This window comes from Amycolatopsis sp. NPDC088138, assembly GCF_044741685.1.
Classification (GTDB): domain Bacteria; phylum Actinomycetota; class Actinomycetes; order Mycobacteriales; family Pseudonocardiaceae; genus Amycolatopsis.
This window is the reverse complement of record NZ_JBIUTB010000006.1, coordinates 793,642-817,044: the sequence shown is the minus strand read 5'-3', so window position 1 is coordinate 817,044 and position 23,403 is coordinate 793,642. Positions and strand designations below refer to the sequence as shown.

Genomic DNA, 23,403 nt, shown 5'->3' with positions numbered 1-23,403 from the left:
CGGCGATCCCCGCCCACCCTTCCCCGCCGCGCTGCAGGAACGCTGTAGCCGGAGTTACAGCGGAGTTCCAGCCAGCTCGGCGTAGTCGCGGGCGCCGCACGCGCGGAACGTCGCCAGCGCCTCGGTGGTCATCCGGCTCGCGGCGTCCGCGTTCCCCAGCGCCGAGTTCACCTCGGCCAGCGTGCACAGGGTCCGGGCCCGGAGCAGCTCGACGCGCAGGTCCGTCCACCGGCCCAGCGCGTCCTCCAGGCACTGCTCGGCCTGGTAGAGCCGGCCGTCGGCGAGGTGGATCTCCCCCAGCACGCGCAGCGTGCACGCCTGGCCGAAGCGGTCGGCGAGCGCCTGGCTGACGGCCAGCGCGCTCTCCGCGAGCTGCCGCGCCGCGGCGGAGTCCCCGCGCCGCAGCAGCGTCTTCGCCAGCGCGCGCTCGCAGTAGGCCACCAGCATCCGGTCCTCGGTCCGCTCGAAGATCGCGAGTGCCTCCCGCGCGAACGCCTCCGCTTCGGCCCAGTCGCCGCGCGCCCGGTGGTACAGCGAGAGGCTGCGCAGCGTCAGTCCTTCCCCGCGCAGGGAGCTGGCCTCGCTGAACAGCGCCCGCGCCTCGGTCAGCGCGGCGTACGCCTCCGGGTAGTCGCCCATCTCGACGTACACCGAGCCGGCCAGGCGGCGGACGTTGCCCATCCCGCCGGCCTCCGGCAGCCCTTCCCAGATCTTGCGGGCCTGGTCGACGAAGTGCAGCGCCTCGGGCAGGTAACCCTGGTCCCGGCAGGCCGCGCCGAGCGCGGCGAGGGTGGTGGCCTCGCCGCGGACGTCGCCGGCCGCCCGGAACATCGGCAGCGCCTGGCCCAGGTGGGCCCGGGACCGCGGGAAGTCGTCGAGCTCGTAGTGCAGCTGGCCGAGCCCGGCCAGCAGGGTCGCCTCGCCCAGGACGTTGTCGTTGCGGCGGGCCGCGGCGAGCGCGACGTCGTGGGTGCGCTGCCAGGCCCCGAACGGGTCGTCGAAGACGCGGTGGTGCCCGCCGAACGCGGTGCCGGACAGGGCGGTGGCCAGCTCGATCGCGATGGCGTCGAGGTCCATCGCGGCGGCCAGCTCGACCGCGGCCGTCAGCGTCGGCTCTTCGGCGCGGAAGAAGTCGTACGGCCGGGCGACCACCCGCCGGGTGATCTCCGGGTCGACGGGGCGTCCCTTGCGGAAACCGGCCGGGACCGAGGGCAGGAACGGCGGCGCGGTCTCGTCGATCCGCTCCACCAGCCAGATCCAGCTGCCGAGCACGCGTTCGACGACGGCCGCGCGCGCTTCGGCGGTCTCCTCGGCCGACGCCCGTTCCAGCGCGAACAGGCGCACCAGGTCGTGCAGCCGGTACCGCATCAGCCCGAGCGGGTCCGTGCCGTCGGGTTCCACCAGGGACACGTCGACCAGTGCTTCGAGGATGCCTTCGGCGTCGTCGGGCTCGATTTCCAGGGCCGCGGCGGCGATCCAGGCCGGGAAGTGCGGGAGGCCGAGCAGCCCGAGTCTTCGCAGGGCCTTCTTGGCGAGCTCCGGGAGGAGCTCGTAGCTGAGGTTGATGCTGGCCCGCACCTGCTGGTCGCCGACCGCCAGCTCGTCGAGCCGGTGCTGCTCGCGCGCCAGCCGGTCGGCCAGCCGCGAGAGCGTCCACTGCCGTCGTGAGACGAGCCGGGCGCCGGCGACGCGGATGGCCAGCGGCAGCTGCCCGCACAGCCGGGCGATCTCGGTGACGGCCGCCGGTTCGGACCCGCCCCGCTCGGCCCCGACGATCCGGGTGAGCAGCAGCTCCGCGGCGGCCGGGGGCAGCACGCCGAGCTCGACGAACCCCGCGCCGGCGAGTGCGGGCAGCCGGTTGCGCGAGGTCACGAGCACCGCGCACCCCGCGCTGCCGGGGAGCAGCGGACGCACCTGGGCCTCGTTCACCGCGTCGTCGAGCACGATGAGGGTGCGGGTGCCGGCGAGCGCCGTCCGGTACCGCGCGACCCGTTCCTCCAGCGAACCCGGAACGGCCGCGGTGGCGTCGAAGTCGCGCAGGACGCGGCCCAGCACTTCTTCGGGTGTCGCCGGGTTCGCCGTCGAGCCGTGCAGCTCCAGGTGGTACTGCCCGCCGGGGAAGTGCGCCGCGACGTCGTGCGCGACCCGTTGCGCCAGCGTGGACTTGCCGGTGCCGCCCGCGCCGGAGACCACGCCGACCGGCATCGCCTCGGGCCACAGCAGCACGGTGGCCAGCGCGGCCAGCTCGGTCTCGCGGCCGGTGAAGTCCGACGGCGGTGACGGGAGCTGCCGCGGCGTCCGGGACGTGCTCGCCGGGAGCAGCTCCGGGTCGCAGCGCAGGATCGACGCCTGCACCCGGCGCAGTTCCGGGCCGGGGTCGATGCCCAGTTCGTCGAGCAGCACCAGCCGCCCGCGCTCGTACGCCTCCAGCGCGTCGGTCTGCCTTCCCGCGCGGTACAACGCGACCATCAGTCCTGCGCGCAGCCGCTCCCGGGTGGGGTGTTCGGTGACCAGCCCGGTGAGCTCGGCGAGCAGCTGCGCGCCCTGGCCGGCCGCGAGGTCGGCGTCGATCCGTTCTTCCAGGACGGTCAGCCGCAGCTCGTCGAGCCGGACGGCTTCGGCCCGCAGGAACGACTCCCCGATCCCGCCGAACGCCGGGCCGCGCCACAGGGTCAGCGCGGCCCGGAGGAGCCGGGCCGCGCCGGGGTGGTCGCCGGCCCGCGCGGCTTGCCGCCCTTGATCCACCAGGTTTTCGAATTCGCGCACGTCCAGGGCGTCCGCCGGGACGTCGGCGCGGTAGCCGTGGCGATCGGACGTGATGACCGCCGGCAGGCCCGCGGCGTCGAACGCGCGGCGCAGCGTCGCCACGTAGGTCTGGACCACCGCGCGGGCGGTGGGCGGCGGGTCCTCCCCCCAGACCACTGCGATCAGCCGTTCGGCGGGCACCGTCCGGCCGTGCTCCAGCAGCAGCGCGGCCAGCAACGCCCGTGGCTTCATGCCCGGAAGCGCCACCGCGCCGGACGGACCGGTGGTCTCCATCGGCCCGAGCAGGAAAAACCTCATCCGTCCTCCACCCAGACACGGAAAGTCCGTGGACCGCACCGATTCGCTGTAACCGGCGCTGAACCGTGGCTACAGCCGTCCCCAGGAGTCTCGGTGTGGTCAACGGACATCATCCTCAGGAAAGGCCATCATGAACAGATCCGGTTCCGCGCTCCCGAAGTCGCGGACGCATCGGCTGGTCTCCGCGTTCGCGGCCGTCGTCGCCCTCACCACCGGCATGGTCGCGCTGCAGACCACGGTGGCGCAGCAGCCGGAGGCCGCCGCGGCGTCCGCGGTGGGCGGGTCGATCTCCCGCGCCGAGGTCATCGCCCGCGCCAAGTACTGGTACAACCGGGGCGACACCTGGTACAGCCAGGACCAGAGCGACGCCAAACCCGACGGCGACGGCCACACCTACCGCCCGGACTGCTCGGGCCTGGTCGCGATGGCCTGGCACCTGCCGAAGAAGTCCGACGGCTGGGACCTCAACACCGACGGCTTCGCCGACTACTCCGGCAAGTCCTCGGTGAGCCTGGACGACCTGCAGCCGGGCGACGCGCTGCTGCGCAGCGGCCACATCGAGCTTTTCGAAAAGTGGGTCGACGCCAGTGACCACCACGAAGGCGCCTGGGTCTACTCGGAGAACACCTACGGCCAGAAGACCAACCACAACATCGACTACTGGTCCGAGCTGTCGAGCTACCGCGGCATCCGCTACAACAAGATCACCGGCGGGGCCTCGAACGCCGGCGACGGCGCGGACTTCAACGGTGACGGCGACGGCGACATCTTCTCCACCGCCACCGGTGTCATCACCATCTGGAACGGCAAGGGCAGCAACAACTTCGACGGCGCGCTGACCTACGGCCGCGGCTGGGACGCCTACAGCAGGCCCATCGCCGGCGACTTCAACGACGACGGCGTCAGCGACCTGGCCGCCACCAGCAACGGTGAGCTGCACATCTGGAACGGCCGCGGCAACAACGACTTCACCGCCGACACCGTCACCGGGCCAGGCTGGTCACCCTACGCCGCAACGCTGTTCACCGTCGGCGACATCAACGGGGACAACCACACCGACATCGGCGCCATCAGCGGCGGCACGCTCTACACCTGGAACGGGCTGGGGAACAACAAGTTCTCCGCGGCCGTCGCCCACGGCGCGGGCTGGAGCTCCTACAGCCGCCCGATCGGCGGCGACTTCAACGCCGACGGCATCGGTGACATCGCCGCCGTCACCGGCGGTCAGCTCCACATCTGGAACGGCAAGGGCAGCAACAACTTCGCCGACGACATCGTCACCGGCCCCGGCTGGAGCCCGTACGCCACCACCCTGATGGACCTGGGCGACATCAACGGTGACGGCCACAGCGACCTCGGCGCCACCAGCGGCGGCGTCCTCTACACCTGGAACGGCCAGGGCGCCGACAAGTTCGCCGCGGCCGTCGTGCACGGCGCCGGCTGGTCCCCCTACTTCTGATCACCCCCGCCGGGGCGCCGTCCGGCGCCCCGGCCCCTTCTCCCCGGGAGTGTTTCCATCGTGTCCACCACCTTCGTCCGTCGCGCCGCGACGGCAGCCGCGACGTTCGCCGCGATCCTCACCGTGGCTTCGCCCGCGTACGCTTCGATCCCGAACGTCTACTCCGGACCGCAGTTCGTCGCGGCCGCCACCACCGCCGCGTGCGACAGCGCGGGCACCACCGGCCGGGACGCCTCGCTGGCCACCCAGCTCAACAGCAGCCTGTCGGCGAAGATGAAGGGCTCGATGTCGGCGTACCGCGTCTCGTGCGCCCGTGAGGTCGTCGACGCCGTCCGCGATCGCGGCCTCGCTTCCCGGGCCGCGGTCATCGCGATCACCACCGTGATCGTGGAGACGGGCCTGCAGAACATCGACGAGGAGGTCGACCACGACAGCCTCGGCCTGTTCCAGCAGCGGGCCGGCTGGGGCACGGTCGCCCAGCGCCTCAACCCCCGGACGGCGACGAACGCGTTCCTCGACAAGATGCTCCGCGAGTACCCGAACGACTCCTGGAAGACCGCGGTGATCGGCGACGTCTGCCAGGCCGTCCAGGTCTCGGCGTTCCCCGACCGCTACCAGCCCCAGGCCGGCGACGCGCAGAAGATCGTCAACGCCCTGTGGACCACCAGAGCCGCCGACGGCGCGGACTTCAACGACGACGGCGTCGGCGACATCTTCTCGACCGCCACCGGCGTCATCACCATCTGGAACGGCAAGGGCAGCAACAACTTCAACGGTGCGGTGACCTACGGCCGCGGCTGGGACGCCTACAGTAGGCCGATCTCCGGTGACTTCAACGACGACGGCGTTAGCGACCTCGCCGCCACCAGCAACGGCCAGCTGCACATCTGGAACGGGCGCGGTGACAACGACTTCACGGCCGACGTCGTGACCGGCCCCGGCTGGAGCCCCTACGCGGCAACGCTGTTCACCGTCGGGGACATCAACGGTGACGGTCACACCGACATCGGCGCGGTCAGCGACGGCACCCTGTACACGTGGAACGGCCTCGGCAACAACAAGTTCGGCGCGGCGGTCGTCCACGGCGCCGGCTGGAGCCCGTACACCCGGCCCGTCGGCGGCGACTTCAACGGCGACGGCATCGGCGACATCGCGGCCGTCGCCGACGGCGAACTGCACATCTGGAACGGCAAGGGCAGCAACAACTTCGCCGCCGACGTCGTCACCGGACCGGGCTGGAGCCCGTACGCCGCCAGCCTGATGGACCTGGGCGACATCAACGGTGACGGCCACACCGACCTCGGCGGCATCGGCAGCGGCACCCTCTACACGTGGAACGGCCTCGGCGCGAACAAGTTCGGCGCGGCCGTCGTCCACGGGGCCGGCTGGAGCCCGTACTTCTGAGCGGAAGACACGCCTCCTCACCGGCCGCAAGAGCCGGTGAGGAGGCGTGTCCTCACCCGAGCAGGAGAAGGGCGTAGTAGGCCAGCCAGTGTTCGACGGCGTACGGGCCGCCGGTGACCTGGGGCAGCGAGGCCTGGGCGTGGGCGCGGGTGGCGTCGAGCATGACGGGGATCCGGTCGTCACCGGCCGGGAGGGCCTCCGCGAGGCGGCGCCAGCACCAGGCGCGGTGCAGGTTGAGCCCGTGCAGGTGGGCGATCAGGCCGTCGGAGGTGTCGGTGACGGTCGCCGGGGTGAACAAGGCCGCCGGTGTCCGGTCGGCGATGCCGGGCAGGAACCCGTCCAGCCAGACGGCGAAATCGCCCCCGGGCAGCAGGTGGGACATCAGTTCGGCCTCGGCCAGCGCCGGGGACAGGAAATCGGCCCCGGAGGGTTCCCAGGAACCGGGGTAGTCGTGGTCGGCTCCGAACCACCGCCAGGCCGTCTCGGCGATGATCTGCCGCAGCCGCGGATCGGCGTGGTCGGCGTACGCCAGCGCGCGCGAAAGCCCGAACGCGCCGTTGTCGTGCATCCCGCCCCGGATCGGGTACGTGGCCCGCGGCAGCCAGTCGAGGTAGCGGGCCACGAAGACCTCGCTCAGCTCACGCAGAGCCGCCGACCAGCGCGAGGCGTCCGGATCGTCCCAAGTGGCGAGCTCGACGGTGAGTTCCAGCAGGGCCGACCAGCCGTAGGGACGCTGTGTGGTGCGGTGTTCGTCGCGGGCGAAGTAGGCGGCTTCGGCGGTCAGCGCCTCGGTGGTCAGGTGCTCGTCGAGGATGCGGCGGATCTCCGCGGCCGGGACGAGATCGCTGTGGTGACGCAGCAGCCGCGCCAGCACCCAGAACATCTCGACGCAGGAATGCCAGTCGAAACTGCCGTAGAAGCAGGGGTGCAGCTCACGCGGCGTGGTGATGGGTACGCCCTCGACGTGCCAATGGCCTTCGTAGTGCGGGTATTCGCGCACGACGTTCGCCAGCGCGATCCCGGCCAGCTCATCGGCACCCGCCGTCAGCAGCCGGATTCGTTCGCCGTCCCATTCGGTCATCCGCGCTCCCCCGTCATTCCAGCGGTACGTAGTCGCCGCCGCGCCGGGCCGCGGCGAGATCGGTATGGGTGGACGCGCTGGTCAGGAAACGGCCCTGGACGACGCGGACGTGGGAACCGTTCAAGGAAAAGACGAGAACGAACTTCGACCCGTCGTTCCCCCGCAGCACGACTCCGCTCGTCAAGTTGTCGAGGAATTCGATGATGTCGCGTTCGATCTCTTCGGCGAATTCGCGCTGCTCGTCCCGCGCGATGTCGTACAGGTCGGTGTCGATGTCGTAACCGGCGCGCTTGCCGGTCACCGGATCCCGCGCTTCGAACTCCAGTCCGAGCCAGCGCTCCGGCTCCACGGTCACGACGGCCTGCCACGTCGATCCGCTCAGCCGCCACCGCGACAGGGCGCCGATCTCGTCGGTGACCGCCACCGTCCACCTGGTGGTCGACCGCAGCTCGCCGAGGAACTCGAGGAGCCGGTGGCCCGCTCCGGATGTCATGTACTCCCCCCGCAACCGCCGATGCCCTGAGCACCACGATAAGGCCCCACGCGGCGGAGCGGGCCGATCTGTAGTGCCATGGGAGCGTGACCACATTTCGCACCTTCCTGGACAAGGCGGACGAGCGGCTGGGTGACGGGCTCGAGCACGTCCTGTGCGCCCACCACCGGCGGCGGCTGCGCGGGCTCGGCTGGGGTGACGTCCTCGGCCGCGGTGGCGCGGTCGACCCGTTCGGCGGGCGGGCCGCGGTCCGGGACGGCAACCGGGTCGAGGTGCTGATCGACGGCGAGGAGTCGCTGCCGGTCATCGCGGACGCCATCCGGCGGGCGAAGTCGCACGTCCACATCGCCAACTGGCACGCGAGCGCCGACTTCCGGCTGACCCGCGAGCCCGGCGCGCCGACGCTGCGGGAGCTGCTGGCCGAGACCGCCGGGCGCGGGATCGGCGTGCGGGTCCTGATGTGGGCGGGGCCGCCCGTCCCGGCGTTCCAGCCGTCGCGGGGCCTGGCGAAGGAGCAACAGCGCAAGCTCACCGAGGGCACCGGCGTGCAGTGCGTCCTGGACTCCCGCGAGCGGACCATGCACTGCCACCACGAAAAGATCGTCGTGGTCGACGACGAGGTCGCGTTCGTCGGCGGGGTGGACTTCACCGCGCTCCAGGGCGACCGGCACGACAGCCCCGACCACCCGCCGCGCGACATGGGCTGGCACGACCTGGTGACGCGGCTCGAAGGGCCGGTGGTTGCCGACGTCGCCGAGCACTTCCGGCACCGGTGGACCGAGGTCGCGGGCGAGGACCTGCCGGAACCGAAGCGGTCCGGCCCGGCCGGCGAGACCCGCGTGCAGCTGCTGCGGACCGTGCCGGACAGCACGTACGACTTCGCCCCGAAGGGCGAGTTCACCATCCTCGACGGCTACCTGCGGGCCCTGCGGTCCGCGCGGCGGCTGATCTACCTGGAGAACCAGTTCCTGTGGTCCCCCGAGATCGCCGAGGTGCTGCTCGACAAGCTGCGGAACCCGCCGGACGACCGTTTCCGGATCGTCCTGCTGCTGCCCCGCAAGCCCAGCAACGGCGCCGACACCACCCGCGGCCAGCTCGGCCGGCTGCTCGACGCCGACGACGGGGCCGGCCGGCTGCTCGCGGCGACCGTCAGCGCGCACGAAGGGGAGACCGCCTCCCCCGTGTACGTCCACGCGAAGGTCGGCATCGTGGACGACGAGTGGCTGACCATCGGGTCCGCGAACCTCAACGAGCACTCGCTGTTCAACGACACCGAGGTCAACATCGCGACCGACGACCGCGAGCTGGTCCGCACCACCCGGCTGCGCCTGTGGGCCGAGCACCTCGGCCGCCCGATGACCGAAGTGGACGCCGATCCCGCGGACGTCGTCGACGGGCTCTGGCGGCCCCTCGCGCAGGAACAGCTCGACCGGGAGAACCGCGGTGAACGCCGGACCCACCGGCTGGTGCTGCTCCCGGGCGTCTCCCGCCGGGCCGGGCGGCTCCAGGGGCCGTTGCGGGGCCTCCTGGTGGATGGCTGATCCCGCCCGATGACCGAAGTGGACGCCGACCCCGCGGACGTCGTCGACGGGCTCCGGCGGCCCCTTGCACAGGAAAAGCTCGTCCGGGAAACCACGGTGAGCACCGGCTGGTGCTGCTCCCGGGCGTCTCCCGCCGGGCCGGGCGCCTCCAGGGACCGTTGCGGGGCCTCCTGGTGGATGGCTAATCCCGCGCGAACCGGGTAACCCCGATCATGAGCGAAACCGAGGACCGCCCCCTGAACCCCGACGTGCCCCGCACCCCCGGCACCCCGGACGTCGACCTGGACATCGAGGTACCGGCGGCCGAGCGCGAAGAACCCGGCAACCAGGACGTCGACAAGGACGCCGGGACGACGGAGCCGCCCAGCTGAGCGTCACCGCGTGAGGTCGGCGACCGCCGCGGCCGCCGCGCGCTGCCCCGAAACCAGTGCCCCCTGCACCGAGGGCGTGTCCCGGTGGTCGCCGCAGACGTACCGGCCGGGCGCGATCCGCACCGGGCGGCGCAGCGGCGCGCCGGGTCCGAACACCGGCAACGCCTTGGGCAGCGCGTAGGTGGCCAGCAGGTCCCAGTCACCGGTGTCGGTGCCGTAGACCCGGGCCAGCCGGCGCCGCACCTGCGGCTCCAGGCCCGGATCGGCCCGGTCGGGCACGGACGCCGAGATCAGCGCCGTCCCGTTCGGCGCGTACCCCGGCGCGACCTCGCTGAGCACGGCAGTGTTGAGCAGCAGCTCGTCGAGGCCGTCGACCAGCAGCGTCGGCGAGCGCAGCGGGCTGGTCGCGGCGCGGTAGTAGAACGTGGTCACCGCGTGCCAGGCCGGCGCCTCGACGCCGGGCAGGAGCCGCGCGGCGGTGTCCCCGTCGGTCGCGACGATCACCGCCCGCGCGGGCAGGTCCTCGCCGCCGGCCGTGCGCACGCCGTCGGCGGTGACCTCGGCGACCTCGACACCGGTGCGGATCGTGCCGGGCGGCAGGCCGTCGGCCAGCTGACGCGGCAACGCCTGCATGCCTTCGGCCGGCAGCACGCCGCCGCCGCGCAGGAAACTGCGCCACAGCAGGTGGAACAGCCGCCCCGAGGTCGCCAGCGTCGGATCGAGGAACACCCCGGCGAGGAACGGCCGCAGCACCTGGTCGATCGTGTCGGCGCTCAACCCCCAGCGCCGCAGCTCCTCGGCCGTGCCGCGCCCGTGGTCGGCGCGCACGGCCGCGTCCGGTGCCAGCAGGTCCCGGGCCGCCAGCGCCGCCATCCGCGCGGCGTCGCCGGGATGGCCCGCCGCGAACGCGGCGACTCCGCCCACTGCGGGCAGGCCGTGCCACGGACCCGCCAGCCAGCGGCGGCCGGTGGCGGTCACCGCGATCGTGCCGCGCGTGAACGGCCGCGGCTTCAACGCCTTGACGTCGACCAGCCGCCGCAGCGCCGGGTACGCGGGCAGCAGGACCTGGAACCCGCGATCGAGGCGGAACCCGTCGACGACGTCCGTGCGGACCCGGCCGCCGACGTCGTCCCCCGCCTCCAGGACGGTGGTGCCGAACCCCGCCCGGTGCAGCCGCGCCGCGGCACTCAGGCCCGCCAGTCCACCGCCGACGATCACTACCCCGGCTGTTCCGGCCACGGTGGCCTCCCTCCGTCACGGGGCGGGGGTTCCCGGACCTGCCACGCTCAACCGCGCGACCACCCCCGCGGGTGGCAGAATCGGGCGGGGGCACGGCGGGCGGGGGCGGTTGTGACGCGGGTCGAGGCGGCTCGGCGGGTGGTCATCATCGCCTACAACGACGCGCAGATCCTGGACGTCGCGTGCCCGAGCGGTGCCCTGGAGATCGCGAACGGCCACGGGGCGGTGCCGCCTTACACGATCGAGCTGGCGACGGTGACCGGCCTGGGCGTGCGCAGCTCGTCGGGGATCGCGCTCACCGGGGCGCGGCGGCTGGCGTCGGTGACCGGGCGGATCGACACGATGCTGGTCGTCGGCGGGCACGGGACCCGGGCCGCGATGGCCGACGAGGGGATGCTGACCCAGGTGCGGCGGCTCGCCCGGCGCAGCAGGCGGATCGCGTCGGTCTGCACCGGCGCGTTCGTGCTGGCCGCCGCCGGGCTGCTGGACGGGCGGCGGGCCACCACGCACTGGGCGTACGGCGCGCTGCTGGCCGAGCACTTCCCGGCGGTGACGGTGGATCTGGCGCCGCTCTACGTCCGCGACGGCAACGTCTACACCTCGGCCGGGGTCACCAGCGCCTTGGACCTGACCCTGGCGCTCGTCGAGGACGACCACGGTCCGACGGTGGCCCGCGAGGTCGCCCGCGAGCTGGTGACCTACCTGCAGCGCCCGGCCGACCAGGCGCAGATCAGCATGTTCCTGGCCCCGTCGCCGCCGGGTGACCGGCTGGTGCGCGACCTGCTCGGGTACATCGCCGCCCACCCCGGCGAGGACCTGAGCCCGGCCGCGCTGGCGGCGCGGGCCCAGGTCAGCACGCGGCACCTGACCAGGCTGTTCACCACCCACACCGGCACGACGCCGGCCCGGGCGGTGCGCACCGCGCGGACCGAGGCCGCCGCCCACCTGGTGCGGGGCAGCGAGCTGTCGCTGGCCGCGGTCGCCCGGCGGTGCGGGTTCGGCTCCGCGGAGGTCCTGAGGCAGGCGTTCCTCGACCACTACGGGATCACCGGGGACAGGCTTCGCAGGATCGCGGACATGCCCGGCCCGCTCCGGCGCGACTCCGGCCAGACTCCCCGGCACGGGGGGTCCGGGAGTGAGCGGCAGTAGGGAACGCTTGTGCCGCAAGGGGATTCCCCGCACGTATCGGGTGCCAGGGGAAGGGTGGAACCATCATGCAGGTCAAGAGGATGCCGACCGTGCTCGGACTGCTCGGGACGGCGGCGACCGCGAGTGCCCGGCCACCGCGGCGGCGTGCCGGCCGGCGGCGGACCCGGTTTCGGTGAACGGCCGCGTCATCCACCTCTGGGTGTGCGACGACGGGTGGCACGAGCAGATCACGAACGGGGCCACCGGCGATCCGGTCTGGCTGGACAGCGCGGCCGGCACGGTGACGGGCTACCGGACCATCCCGTCCGGCTCCACGTCGATGAACACCGGCACGGTGAACCAGCACGGCGGTCCGTGGCGGGCCTGCGGGCGGGCCAACAACCGTCCCGAGATCAACTGCACGCTACGCAACTGAGGATCGCGCGGCCGGGCCGGACGTGGGGGTCGGCCCGGCCGTCGCTCAGGCGCCGCCTTCGCGGATCGTCGTCAGGTCGCCGAGGCCGGACACCGTCAGGACCGGCATCAGCAACGGCGTCGCCACCAGCTCGAGGTGGTCGGCGTGGTCGAACAGCACCGCGATGCCCGCGCTGTCCAGGTATTCGACCGCCGTCAGGTCGAGCGTGAGCCGGGCAGTCGTCCTTTCGAGGGCCCCCTGGAGCGCCTTCGCGAGGTCGGCCGCGTTGCTGATGTCGATCTCACCGCTCGCCGCCAGCAGCCTCGTGCCGTCGGGACGTTCCTGGTGGACAAGGGAAAGCGCAGTGGTCATCACACGATCCTGGTCTGCATGTCGACGGTGGTCCCGGCGGCGCCGGTGTTGATGGTGACCTCCTGCATCATCGCCCGCATGAACGTGATCCCGTGGCCGCGGTGGGAATCCGGGACCACGTCGGCGTTCTTCCACCGGCCGGTGTCCGCGACCGTGAGGCGCAGGCGGTCGGCGAAGGCTTCGGCGCGGAGGCGGACGAGGTCGCCCGGGGTGTCGCGGTGGCCGTGCTCGACGGCGTTGGCGCAGGCCTCGCCCGCCGCGACCAGGATGTTCTGGGCCTGCTGGGCGTCCAGCTGGCACTGGCCGAGCCAGGTGCGCAGCGTCCGCCGGACGTGGCCGAGCTCGCCCGCCTCGGCCGGGAAGCTCACCTCCAGCGGCCCGGGGTGGCGGTAGAGCAGCAGGGCGACGTCGTCGTCGTACCCCGCGGCCGGGCTCAGGCTGCTCATCAGCTGGCCCGCCAGGTCTTCGACCGGGTCCACCCGGCCGTCGTGCAGGACGCGCCCGGCCCGTTCGATGCCTTCGTCCAGCGAGCGTCTTCGGCGCTCGACCAGTCCGTCGGTGTACAGCAGCAGGGTCGCGCGGGCGGGGATGGTGTGCTCCGCTTCGGGGCGCGGGCGCCCGGGGCGGACGCCGAGCGGCACCGACCGGCCGCCTTCGAGCAGGAGCGTCGTCCCGTCCGAGAGGGCCAGGATCCCCGGCGGGTGCCCGGCGGTGCTGTAGGTCAGCTGCCCGGTCCCCGGGTCGAGCACACCGCAGAAGACGGTGGTGCAGAGCGCGCCGTCGAGCTTGGCCGCGAACCGGTCGAGGGCCATCAGGGTCTGGGCCGGGCGCGGGTCCTGCAGCAGGAGCGCGCGGCACGCACTGCGCAGCTGCCCCATCACGGCGGCCGCGTTCAGGCCGCGGCCGACGCAGTCGCCGACCACGATGCCGATGCGCCCGTCGGCCAGCGTCACGGTGTCGTACCAGTCGCCGCCGACCTCCAGGGGCCGGGTGGCGGGCTCGTAGCGGACGGCGAACCCGGTGGGCAGGTCGGCGGGGCCGAGGATGGCCCGCTGCAGGGCGACGGCGGTCTCGCGCTGCTGGTCGATCTGGTGGGCGCGGCTCAGGCTCGGCCCGATGTGGCCGGCGAGCAGCGACAGGAGCAGCCCGTCCTCGTCGGTGAACGGGCGCCGGTCGCCGAGGGTGATCAGCAGCGCCAGCCGCCCGTGGGGGTGTTCGAGCACGGTCCCGGACCACGTGTGCCCGGAGACCGGGGCCAGCAGCGGTCCGTGCCGCAGCTCGCCGAGGACGCGGCGCTGCTCGTCGGTGACGGGCGCGTCGCCGTAGGTCCGCGTGGGCTCGTCGCCGGTGCCGAACACCGCGGCGGTGACGGCTTCGGCCCGCCAGAGGTCCTTCAGCTCGCTCAGCGCGCTGGTCATCGCGTCCGTCAGCGTGGTCGCCTGGGCCAGCCGGGTGCTCATCGACGCCAGGGCGCCGTCCCGCTGGATCGCGTAGTGCTCGGCGGTCACGTCGCGGAAGGTGCCGACGATCACGGCGTTGCCGGTGTCCGGGTCCTGGGCCTGGCTGAAGGCGGCCCGGACCCACAGCCGGTGGCCGTCGAGGTGGGTGACGGGGATCGTGTAGGTGCCGTGGCTCCGCCCGAGCAGGGTGGCGAACGCCTCGTCGACCGCCCGGTAGCCCTCGGGATCGGCGGCGGGGTCCGGCCACCAGGGGTGGACCGGGTGGTACGGCAGCCCGTCGGTGCGGTAGCCGAGGATGTCGGTGAAGGCGGCGTTGATCTCGATGACCGCGCCGTCGGCGTCGCAGACGAAGAACGCCTCCTGCAGCGAGTCGACCAGCGCGCTGCGCCAGCGGGCCTGGTGCGTGCGCAGCCGCGCCAGCTCGACGTTCGCCCGGACCCGCGCGAGGAGCTCGGCCGCGGCGAACGGCTTGATCAGGTAGTCGTCGGCGCCGGCGCGCAGGCCCTCGATCGAGGCTTCCTCCCCGGCCCGCGCGGACAGCAGTAAGGCGGGCACGGACGCCGTGCGCGGGTCCTCGCGCAGCGCCGCGACCAGCTCGAGCCCGCCCAGCCGGGGCATCATGACGTCGCTGACGACGAGGTCGAACGCCGTCGTCCGCGCGGCTTCCAGTGCCTCCTGGCCGTCGGTGACCGCGTCGACCTGGTAGCCGGCGTCGCTCAGCAGCCGGGTCAGGTACTCGCGCATGTCGGCGTTGTCGTCGGCGACGAGCACGCGCGTCGGCGCCGAGGGGGCCGGCTCGGGACCGGCGCCGGGGGTGCTCGGCGCGCTGGGCAGCCAGCGCAGGGCTTCCTGCACGTAGGCGGCGGCGTCCGGGGCCGTGGCGTGGCCGCCGGCCGGGATCAGCGACTCCGCGGGCAGGTGGGCGGAGCCGAAGGGCAGCCGGATGGTGAAGGTGGTGCCCTCACCCTCGACGCTGTGCGCGGTGATCGTGCCGCCGTGCAGGTCGACGATCTCCTGGGCCAGCGCCAGCCCGATGCCGCTGCCTTCGGTGGAGCGGGCGCGGGCGTTCTCGATGCGGTGGAACCGCTGGAACAGCCGGGGCAGCTCCCCTTCGGGCACGCCGATGCCGGTGTCCGCGACGGTGACGGCCGCCTGGTCGCCGTCCGCCCGGGTGGTGACGGTGATGGCGCCCTCGAAGGTGAACTTCAGCGCGTTGGACAGCAGGTTGAAGATCACCTTCTCCCACAGGCCCCGGTCGAGGTGCACGGGCCCGCCCAGCGGCGGGCACTCGACGTCGAGCCGCAGCCCGGCCTTGTCGATGGCGGAGCGGAACACCCCGGCGAGCTCGGCGGTGACCTCGGCCAGGTCCACCGGCTCGAACCGGGCCTGCATGCGCCCGGCCTCGAGGCGGGAGACGTCGAGCAGGGTGTTGACCAGCTTGCCCAGCCGCAACCCGTTGCGGTGGATGACTTCCAGCTCCCGGCCGGTGCGCTCGTCGGCGGCCCCGACGCGGGAACGCAGCTCGTCCAGCGGTCCCATGATCAGGGTCAGCGGGGTGCGGAACTCGTGGCTGATGTTGGAGAAGAACGCCGTCTTGGCGCGGTCGAGCTCGGCCAGCTCCTCGGCGCGCCGTTGCTGGGCGTGGAAGCTGCGGGCCCCGCCGATCCCGGCCGCGAGGTGCCCGGCGACCAGGTCCACGAACCCGCGGTAGGCCTCGTCCAGCGTGCGGTAGCGGTTCAGCCCGGCCACCAGGAACCCGTAGGGCGCGCCACCCTGCTGCACCAGCGGCACCAGCAGCGCCTGGGTCGGCGGCTCCGGCCAGTCCCCGGCCGGCAGGTCCGCGAACGCCGCGCCGCCGAGGTCGACGAGCACGGACTCGCCGGCGGCCGGTCCCGCCGCGGGCCACACCGCGTCGGCGTCACCGGCGGCGAGCGTGGCCGGGGCGGCCGGGTGCCCGGCGGCGATCCCGGTGGACCCCGCCCGCCGGGCGAGCCCGTCCTCGCCGAAGAGGTAGGTGACCGTGAAGGGCAGGTCCCGCAGGTTGCGGGCGAGCTGGCGGCCGGCGAAGGCCAGCATCTGCCGCTCGGTGCGCACGACGGTCGGGTCCGAGCCCAGGTCGCGCAGGGTGGTCATCCGGCGGTCCGCGATGACCCGGTCGGTGTCCTCGCGGACCACGCACAGCATCCCGACGACGACGCCGTCGTCGTCGCGCAGCGGGCTGTAGGAGAACGTGTGGTACGACTCCTCCGGGTAGCCGGAGCGCTCCAGGTAGAGCAGCAGGCCTTCGTCCCAGGTCGCCCGCGCGGTGGAGAGCACGGTGGCGATCCGCGGGCCGATGTCGTCCCAGATCTCGGCCCACACCTCGCTCGCCGGCCGCCCGAGGGCCCACGGGTACTTGCGGCCCAGGGTGTCGCGGCGGTAGGCGGCGTTGCAGAAGAACGTCAGCTCCGGGCCCCAGGCCATCCACATCGAGAACCGGGACGACACGAGGATGTCCACCGCGGTCTGGAGGCTCTGCGGCCACTCCGACGGCGGCCCGAGCGGGGTCGCCGCCCAGTCGACCGCGGCCAGGTCTTCACCGACGTCGCCGTCGGCGAAGAACGCGTCGTCGTCGGAACCGGCCACGAGCCCTCCGTCACCCTGCACCGTGGGCCGGTTCCCGGCCGTCTCCCGGAACTCTACGTCGCGGCCGAGCCGGGCACGAACCGGTCCCGCCCAACGCACTCTGGCTATTTCCGGCAACCTGAGGCAATACTGTTTTCCTCCCCACCGAAGAAGGTGATTCCCGTGATTCCACAAAAGGCATTGCTGGCCGCCGCGACAATCGTTTCCCTGATTTCGGGCAGCACGAACACCGCTGTTGCCGCACCGGATTCCTCGGCAGCTCAGCGGGTTTCCGCCTGGTCGCCGAGCATGACGATCGGCGGCCCGAACTTCACCGACCAGACGCTGCGGATGGTCGCCCACCCCAGCGTCGGCGGTGACGGACTACGCGTGCACCTGTCCAACCTGCGCGGCACCACTCCCCTCGCCGTCGGCGCGGTGAGCGTCGCGCTGCAGGCCGACCGAGCGACCGCTACCGACGGCTCCCAGCGCACGGTGACGTTCTCGCACAAGAAAGCGCTTACGATCCCGGCGGGCCAGGAGGTCGTCAGCGATCCGGTGCCGCTGTCCGTGCGCGCCGAGCAGAACCTGCTCGTGAGCCTGTACCTGCCCCAGGCGACCAGTTCGGCGACCTGGCACTCCGACGCGTTCGACGTCTCCTACCTGTCGAAGCCGGGCGACCACACTGCCGACGCCGAAGACGGGAACTACGTCGCCGCCACGACTTCCTGGTACTACCTGTCCGGTTTGGACGTCGTCGCCCCCGCCGCCCGCGGCACCGTCGTCGCGTTCGGCGACTCCATCACCGACGGTTACAACACCCCGGCGAGTGTGTACCACCGCTGGCCCGACGACCTCGCCCGCCGGCTCGCCGGACCGCACCCGAGCGCCGTGGTCGACGCCGGGATCGGCGGCAACCGGGTGCTGACCGACGTGCCGAACATCTGGCAGGGCGTCAGCGCCCTCAAGCGGTTCGCCCACGACGCGCTGGCGCAGCCCGGCGTGCGGACGGTGATCCTCATGGAGGGCATCAACGACATCGGCAACAACGCCGGCCCCGGCGGTGTCCCGCTGACCGCGCAGCAGCTGATCGACGGTTACCGCGAGCTGATCCGCCAGGCGCACGCCGCCGGGGTGCGGATCCTCGGCGGAACCCTGTTGCCGGACAAGGGTGCCGGCTACTACAGCGATTCCGCCGAAGCGATCCGCCAGGCGGCGAACGCCTGGATCCGCACCGGCGGGCAGTTCGACGGCGTCGCCGACTTCGACCAGGCGCTGCAAGACCCCTCCGATCCGGCGGCCCTGCGAGCCGGCTTCGACTCGGGGGATCACCTCCACCCGAACGAAGCCGGCATGCAGGCCATGGCCGACGCGGTCGACCTGCGGCTGCTGAACCGCTGAACCGCTATTTGACGCGGAAGCCGTCCACCAGGAAATAGGTTCCGCTCTTCTTGGAAACGGTCAGCGTGTGCCGCCCGGCGGCGAGCCCGGTCACCGCATAAACGGGGTACTGGGCCTGCCGCTGGGCGGTGTTCGCGCTGACGGTTCCCTTGTCGGCACCGTCGAGCGTGACGCCGATATCCCCTTCGTCGGAATTCGTCTCGGTGAGGAGGCTGATCCCGGTCCCGGTGAAGGTGATCGACGCGGAGGCACCGTCCTGCTGGGTGTAGTGCACCCCGTTTTCGAGGTCGCCGTAGGTGCGCGAGCCGCTCGAGGACCAGCTCCCGGTGTAGGAGATCCGCAGGTCGTCGTCGTCGAGCACCCGGGCGGGCGGGAGGTGCGGCCCGGCCGCGTCGATGATCGCCTGGGCCGCGGGCGGCCAGCGGCCGTCGGTGACCACAGTGGACGGCGTGAGGTCGATGTCCGTGCCGCTGTTGTTGTAGCGGTCGGTGTCGGTGAAGTTCCCGTGGATCGAGTCGTCGTGGATGGTCGGTGTCCACAGGTTCAGCCACAGCGAGCCGTTGCTGAACTCCACCACGTTGTCGTGGGTGTTCCAGAGCGAGCTGCCCTCGTCGTGGTAGATCATGTTGCAGCCGTTGATGCACTCGCCGAGCACGTTGCCGACGAACTCGGACGGCGACGCCTGGCCGCCGAGCGTGTAGACCGGGCCGCCGTCGAAGAGCACGCCCATCACGCTGTGCACGTGGTTGCCGACGACGTGGTTGTCCCCGGTGTAGGTCGTGCCGTGCAGGCACGGGTCGTCGAGGCCCTGCTTGGCTTGCAGCGCGCAGCTCGACGCCCAGCCCCAGCCCCACCCGATCGACACACCCGAGTACGGCGTGTAGCCGATGTCGTTGTGGGACAACGTGGTCCCGCGGCTGTGGCCCACCCAGACGCCGACCGCGTCCTGGTACTCCTGCCCCGGCCGCTGCACGACGTTGCCGGAGACGGTGTTGCCGCTGGTCATCAGCGCGGGCTGGGTCTGGTAGTAGTCGTCGACCTCGCCCACGGCGACCCCGCTGCCGCCGATGTCGGTGATCGAGCTGCCGGAGACGGTGGCGTCGTGGGTCTGGTCGGCGAGGTCGATGCCGCTGGTCCCGGTGTGCTGCACGGTGACGCCGGTGAAGGCGATCCGCGCGCCGCGGTGCACCTGCACGGCGGCCGGGATCCGGGTCGGGGTGCGGGTGGCCGGGTCCCAGAGGATCCCGGCCTGGTTGTCGATGTAGCCGGCGGTGCTCGGCGCGGTCCAGGTCGTGTAGGCGAAGGTGATGCCCTCGAAGGCGATGTCGTGCACCGGCGCGACGACGTCGGGAATGACGGTGAAGGCGTCGATCAGCAGGTAGTCGCCGCCGGCCTTGACCACGCGGACCGTGTGCTTCCCCTTGGTGAGCCCGGTGACCGAGACGACGGCCTGCTGCGCGAGCCGTTCGGTGCTCTTCGCCGACACCGTCTGCTTTTTGACGCCGTCGACGTAGACGTCCATGTCGCCTTCGTCCGCGTTCGTTTCGGTCAGCACCTGGATTCCGGTGCCGGTGAAGGTGTAACCGAAAGCGTCCCCGTTGTTCTGGGTGTAGTGCACGTCGGCGCCGAGGTCACCCAGGTGCCGGCCGCTCGAGTAGTTCCAGGTGCCGGTGTAGGTCGCGCGCCAGTCGGTGTCGTTGAGCGGCGCGAGGTGCCCGGGGGTGCCGGCGAGGTCGAGCAGCTCCGGCGCGACGGGCAGTTCGACGTCGGCCTTGGCCAGGTCCTCGCCGGGCCGGGGCACGTAGTAGAGGTAGCCGGCCGCACTGTCGAGGTAGAACTGGCCGGGCGTGCCGAGCAGCTGGTAGGCGTTCTCGAGCCAGGTCACGCGGTCGAGCGACGGCAGGCCCGCGCCGTTGAAGGGAAAGCTCGGGTTGGGGACCGAGTCGTGGTTGTTGTTCCAGCACCCGGGGTCGACGGTCAGCGCCGACCCGCCCGAGGCGCCGGGCGTGATCGAGGCCAGCGGGCAGCGCAGCTGCTTCCAGCCGTTGTTGGCCACGACCTCGACGCCGGGCGCGTTCGTCCAGGACGTGTAGGACGCGTCGGCGGTGGTGAACCCGGTGGCGGACACCGAGAACCCGCCCGGGTCCTGGGCGGTGCGGGCCCGTTGCGCGCGGAAGCCGTCGACGAACAGCTCGCGGCTCGCGGTCCCCTTCGGCACCGGGGCGCGGTAGATGTTCTTGGCGGCGTCCGTCTTGCGGAAGCCGGTGATCTTCCGCGCGCCGCTGAAGACCGGGGTCTGCCCGGGGGCCGCCCGGTAGACGACGCGGTGGCCCGGCGAGCCGGAGTCCCGCACGCCGAGGCGCAACGGCGTGGTCAGCGAGTAGGTGCCGCCGCGCAGCTCGACCACGACGTCGCCGCGGGCGTGCGCGACGAGCCCGCGGACCCGGTCACGGGCCGTGGACAGGTCGCAGGGGGCGGAGGAGCTGCAGGCGGAGCCGTGCCCGGAAGGGGCGGCGTACAGGACGTCCGGGGGTCTTCCGGGGGTGGCGCCGACAGCCGCGACAACGGCGGTGGCGGTGACCAGGTGCGCGACGACGGTGGCGATTCGCATCGGGGTTCTCCGGCAGGGTCAGCGGGCAGACATCTGATGAATATAGCCCGGACCACCTCGCGGCGGGATACCCGAAGCACCCCCAGTTCAGGCTCCTGAACGGGGTGGATACGTCAAACAGGACCATCGTGAGACAGGATTCGTCGCCACTCTTGACAGCGCAGAGTTCCTACCTTTAGGTCAGCGCGTCCCGACGGGGATCTCAGCCCACACCGTCCGGCCGCCGTCGCCCCGGTGGAAGTGGCCACGGCGGCGGGAGCACGCCGCGACCAGCGTCAGCCCGGTGCCCAGCGGGGCGGAGACGGGTGCGGCCGGGTCGAACCAGGCGGCCCCGCCCGCGTCTTCGACGCCGACCCAGATCGTGGCGTCGGACCGCACCAGGCGGGCCCGCACCGGCCCCGCGGCGTGCCGGACGGCGTTGGTGGCCAGTTCGTTCACGATCAGCACGATGTCCGTGATCGCTTCTTCCGGCAAATCACCGGCCGCGGCCAGCTGCTCGCGCGCCCACGATCGCACCTGTCTGATCTTCAACGGGCTCGCGTCGAATTCGAAGCTTTCGAGTATCACGTTCTCAACCCCCAGGTTCGAGTGGACGTCATGGATTTCCCAGCCCCGCGGCCCTTCACACTCGCCACCGTGATAATCGCACGAACAGAGGCATGGACTTGGGGGAAATGACCGGATCAGGCGTGACCGCGCGAAAATCGGGTAACCGAGGGACGTCGTCGAAAACCAGGCAGGTGAACCGTGACCACCGAACCGCCGAACGAAAACGCCCTCATCCCGTATCTGCGCGCCGTCGCGACCGAACTCGGGCTGCTCGCCGAAGACGCCGCCGTCGAGCCCGCCGACCCGCTGTACGGGCAGATCCGCTTCGCCGGCCGCCCGGCCGACGGTCCCGCGAAGCACCTGCTCCTGACCTGGGACCGCCGCGACGGCTGGCAGCTGAACGCGGCCGGCGGCGGATCCGGGTCCCTGCACGTGGTCGCGACGCTGGCCGGGGAGATCCGGCCGTCGCCGCGCGCGGTCGCGGACTTCACCCTCGAAGCCCTGGCGGACCGCGGCGAGCGGCTCATCCGCCGCCAGTGTGACGGCGACCGGCTCAGCGCCCTGCTGGACCGCTACGCCGAACCGGCGGCGAAACGGCGGCCGCGCCGGAGCGCGCCGGCGCCGTCGAGGTGGTCCCGTCCCCCGAACTCCGCGTGGTCACGTCCCTGAGGCCGGCCCGCTTCGGCGTCCGGGCGACGAGCCAGGTGGCGGCGAGCGCCAGCGCGAGCCCGGTGACCGTCCAGGGGCCGAACGGTTCCCCGAACATCAGCGCACCCCAGATCGTGGTGGCCGACGGGACCAGGAACATCAGCGTGTTCACGCCGGTGACTCCGGCGCGGTCCAGGAGGAGCCAGTACAGCCCGTACCCGCCGAGGGTGGAGAAGACGATCAGCCACGCCATCGCGAGCCAGAACCGGCCGGACGCCGGCGGGAGCGCGGCGCCGGTGGCCACCGCCAGGACCGTGAAGACGACGGCCGACGTGGCGCAGTGGATCGCGACGGCCTGCCACGGTGACGGGCGAACCCGGGTGCGCCGGTCGAGGAAGGTCGCCGCGACCAGGCAGCACATCCCGGCGAACGGCACCAGGTAGGCCCACAGCGGGGTGTCGCGGCCGGACGTCGCGTCCGACCAGGTCACCAGCACGACGCCGGACAGGCCGAGGCCCAGGCCGAGCCATTGCCGTCCGCTGACGGCGACCCCCAGCAGCGGGCCGGCGAGCGCCGCGACGACGAGCGGCTGGATGCCGTCGACCAGCGCCGTCGTGCCGGTGCTGACCCCCAGGCCGATGGCCCAGTAGACGGTCAGCAGGTACCCCGACTGCGAGAGCAGCCCGACCGCGATCTGCCGCCCGAGCCCGGCGGTGCCCGCCCGGCGCAGCGCCGGCAGGAGCAGCAGCGCCAGCGGCACGAACCGCCACATCAGGACGGTCGCGACCGGCGCGTCCGCGGCCCCGAGCTTCGCCCCGATGAAGCCGGAGGACCAGCACAGGACGAACAGGGCGCTCAGCCCGAGCGTCGCCGACGGTATACCGATCTGTTTACTCATTGGCCCGAGACTACACCGATCGGTATAGTCGGCGGCATGGACGCGGTGATCGAGTGGACCCCCAAGGCACGCGCGGTGCTGGCGGCGGCGGAGGAGCTCTTCTACGCGCGCGGCATCCACGCGGTCGGCGTCGACCTGATCGCCGAACGCGCCGGCGTCACGAAGAAGACCCTCTACGACCGGTTCGGCTCGAAGGAGCGGCTCGTCGTCGAGTACCTCCGCGAGCGGGACGCCCGGTGGCGCGCGTTCCTCGCCCCGCTGCTGGACGCGGCGGGTGACGACCCCGCCGCCCGGCTCCGCGCGGTGTTCGAGGCTTCGGCCCAGTGGTCCGCCGCGAACAGCGGGAAGGGCTGCAGCATGATCAACGCCCACGCCGAGATCAGCGACCCGGCACACCCCGCCTACCGGGTGATCGTGGCGCAGAAGGCGTGGATGCTCGACCTGTTCACGACGATCGCCGCCGGCTCCGTCTCGACCGCCCGTGCCCTAATGCTGCTGCACGAAGGCGCGCTCGTCAGCGACGGGATGCACGTCTTCGAGAACCCCTACGCCCAGGCACGGGACGTCGCGGTGAAGCTGCTCGAGGCCGGCTGAGCCGGGGTTCACCTACCCGAACGTGCGGTTTGCCTTGCTCGCGGCGCGGGGTAGCCGACCTCCGAGCCGAGG

At 72.4% G+C, this 23,403-nt stretch carries 18 protein-coding genes; 9 read left to right on the top strand and 9 right to left on the bottom strand.

Annotated elements, in window-relative coordinates:
• Window positions 1-54: 54 nt before the first annotated feature.
• The gene (locus tag ACIOD2_RS35780) at window positions 55-3,063 is read right to left on the bottom strand and encodes a BTAD domain-containing putative transcriptional regulator (protein ID WP_400548432.1); all 3,009 of its coding nucleotides are present in this window, start codon (window positions 3,061-3,063) and stop codon (window positions 55-57) included.
• A gap of 130 nt (window positions 3,064-3,193) precedes the next feature.
• Here ACIOD2_RS35780 and ACIOD2_RS35775 point away from each other — a divergent pair, with 130 nt between their 5' ends.
• Complete coding sequence (locus ACIOD2_RS35775; protein WP_400548429.1) at window positions 3,194-4,522, top strand: FG-GAP repeat domain-containing protein; 1,329 nt, start codon at window positions 3,194-3,196, stop codon at window positions 4,520-4,522.
• Window positions 4,523-4,582: 60 nt separating this feature from the next.
• Complete coding sequence (locus tag ACIOD2_RS35770) at window positions 4,583-5,926, top strand: FG-GAP repeat domain-containing protein (protein WP_400548426.1); 1,344 nt, start codon at window positions 4,583-4,585, stop codon at window positions 5,924-5,926.
• Window positions 5,927-5,978: 52 nt separating this feature from the next.
• Here ACIOD2_RS35770 and ACIOD2_RS35765 read toward each other — a convergent pair whose 3' ends face one another.
• Both ACIOD2_RS35765 and ACIOD2_RS35760 read right to left on the bottom strand, forming a co-directional pair.
• The gene (locus ACIOD2_RS35765; protein WP_400548423.1) at window positions 5,979-7,007 is read right to left on the bottom strand and encodes a DUF2891 domain-containing protein; all 1,029 of its coding nucleotides are present in this window, start codon (window positions 7,005-7,007) and stop codon (window positions 5,979-5,981) included.
• 13 nt (window positions 7,008-7,020) lie between these two features.
• Entirely contained in the window at window positions 7,021-7,500 is a 480-nt protein-coding gene (locus tag ACIOD2_RS35760; RefSeq protein WP_400548420.1) for a hypothetical protein, read from the bottom strand.
• Window positions 7,501-7,586: 86 nt separating this feature from the next.
• Here ACIOD2_RS35760 and ACIOD2_RS35755 point away from each other — a divergent pair, with 86 nt between their 5' ends.
• Both ACIOD2_RS35755 and ACIOD2_RS35750 read left to right on the top strand, forming a co-directional pair.
• A complete protein-coding gene (locus ACIOD2_RS35755) occupies window positions 7,587-9,041 on the top strand; it encodes a phosphatidylserine/phosphatidylglycerophosphate/cardiolipin synthase family protein (protein WP_400548417.1) in 1,455 nt (484 codons plus the stop codon).
• A gap of 212 nt (window positions 9,042-9,253) precedes the next feature.
• Window positions 9,254-9,412 carry a hypothetical protein gene (locus tag ACIOD2_RS35750; protein WP_400548414.1) on the top strand — a complete coding sequence of 53 codons (159 nt, stop codon included), beginning with the start codon at window positions 9,254-9,256 and terminating at the stop codon, window positions 9,410-9,412.
• Window positions 9,413-9,415: 3 nt separating this feature from the next.
• On the opposite strand, the gene ACIOD2_RS35745 is transcribed toward ACIOD2_RS35750, so the two are convergent.
• Window positions 9,416-10,651 carry an NAD(P)/FAD-dependent oxidoreductase gene (locus ACIOD2_RS35745; protein WP_400548411.1) on the bottom strand — a complete coding sequence of 412 codons (1,236 nt, stop codon included), beginning with the start codon at window positions 10,649-10,651 and terminating at the stop codon, window positions 9,416-9,418.
• Between the two features lie 138 nt (window positions 10,652-10,789).
• Here ACIOD2_RS35745 and ACIOD2_RS35740 point away from each other — a divergent pair, with 138 nt between their 5' ends.
• Window positions 10,790-11,800 (top strand): GlxA family transcriptional regulator, encoded by a 1,011-nt coding sequence (locus ACIOD2_RS35740; protein WP_400548929.1) that lies wholly within the window; start codon window positions 10,790-10,792, stop codon window positions 11,798-11,800.
• A gap of 172 nt (window positions 11,801-11,972) precedes the next feature.
• A complete protein-coding gene (locus tag ACIOD2_RS35735; protein ID WP_400548408.1) occupies window positions 11,973-12,215 on the top strand; it encodes a hypothetical protein in 243 nt (80 codons plus the stop codon).
• 45 nt (window positions 12,216-12,260) lie between these two features.
• On the opposite strand, the gene ACIOD2_RS35730 is transcribed toward ACIOD2_RS35735, so the two are convergent.
• Both ACIOD2_RS35730 and ACIOD2_RS35725 read right to left on the bottom strand, forming a co-directional pair.
• Window positions 12,261-12,566, bottom strand: a complete 306-nt coding sequence (locus tag ACIOD2_RS35730; RefSeq protein ID WP_400548405.1) for an STAS domain-containing protein — start codon at window positions 12,564-12,566, stop codon at window positions 12,261-12,263.
• Window positions 12,566-16,651: a SpoIIE family protein phosphatase gene (locus ACIOD2_RS35725; protein ID WP_400548402.1), complete on the bottom strand. Its 4,086-nt coding sequence runs from the start codon at window positions 16,649-16,651 to the stop codon at window positions 12,566-12,568. The genes ACIOD2_RS35730 and ACIOD2_RS35725 overlap by 1 nt, the downstream gene beginning before the upstream one ends.
• A gap of 162 nt (window positions 16,652-16,813) precedes the next feature.
• On the opposite strand from ACIOD2_RS35725, the gene ACIOD2_RS35720 reads away from it, so the two are divergent.
• On the top strand, window positions 16,814-18,031 hold the full coding sequence (locus ACIOD2_RS35720) for an SGNH/GDSL hydrolase family protein (RefSeq protein WP_400548399.1): 1,218 nt from the start codon (window positions 16,814-16,816) through the stop codon (window positions 18,029-18,031).
• A gap of 4 nt (window positions 18,032-18,035) precedes the next feature.
• On the opposite strand, the gene ACIOD2_RS35715 is transcribed toward ACIOD2_RS35720, so the two are convergent.
• Complete coding sequence (locus tag ACIOD2_RS35715; protein WP_400548396.1) at window positions 18,036-20,642, bottom strand: hypothetical protein; 2,607 nt, start codon at window positions 20,640-20,642, stop codon at window positions 18,036-18,038.
• 180 nt (window positions 20,643-20,822) lie between these two features.
• Complete coding sequence (locus tag ACIOD2_RS35710; RefSeq protein ID WP_400548393.1) at window positions 20,823-21,209, bottom strand: ATP-binding protein; 387 nt, start codon at window positions 21,207-21,209, stop codon at window positions 20,823-20,825.
• 180 nt (window positions 21,210-21,389) lie between these two features.
• On the opposite strand from ACIOD2_RS35710, the gene ACIOD2_RS35705 reads away from it, so the two are divergent.
• Window positions 21,390-21,860, top strand: a complete 471-nt coding sequence (locus tag ACIOD2_RS35705; RefSeq protein WP_400548390.1) for a DUF6292 family protein — start codon at window positions 21,390-21,392, stop codon at window positions 21,858-21,860.
• Here ACIOD2_RS35705 and ACIOD2_RS35700 read toward each other — a convergent pair.
• Window positions 21,745-22,737, bottom strand: a complete 993-nt coding sequence (locus tag ACIOD2_RS35700) for a DMT family transporter (RefSeq protein ID WP_400548387.1) — start codon at window positions 22,735-22,737, stop codon at window positions 21,745-21,747. The genes ACIOD2_RS35705 and ACIOD2_RS35700 overlap by 116 nt on opposite strands.
• Window positions 22,738-22,773: 36 nt before the next feature.
• Between ACIOD2_RS35700 and ACIOD2_RS35695 the strand changes: the two genes are divergently transcribed.
• Window positions 22,774-23,331 (top strand): TetR/AcrR family transcriptional regulator, encoded by a 558-nt coding sequence (locus ACIOD2_RS35695; protein WP_400548384.1) that lies wholly within the window; start codon window positions 22,774-22,776, stop codon window positions 23,329-23,331.
• The last annotated feature ends 72 nt before the right edge of the window (window positions 23,332-23,403 follow it).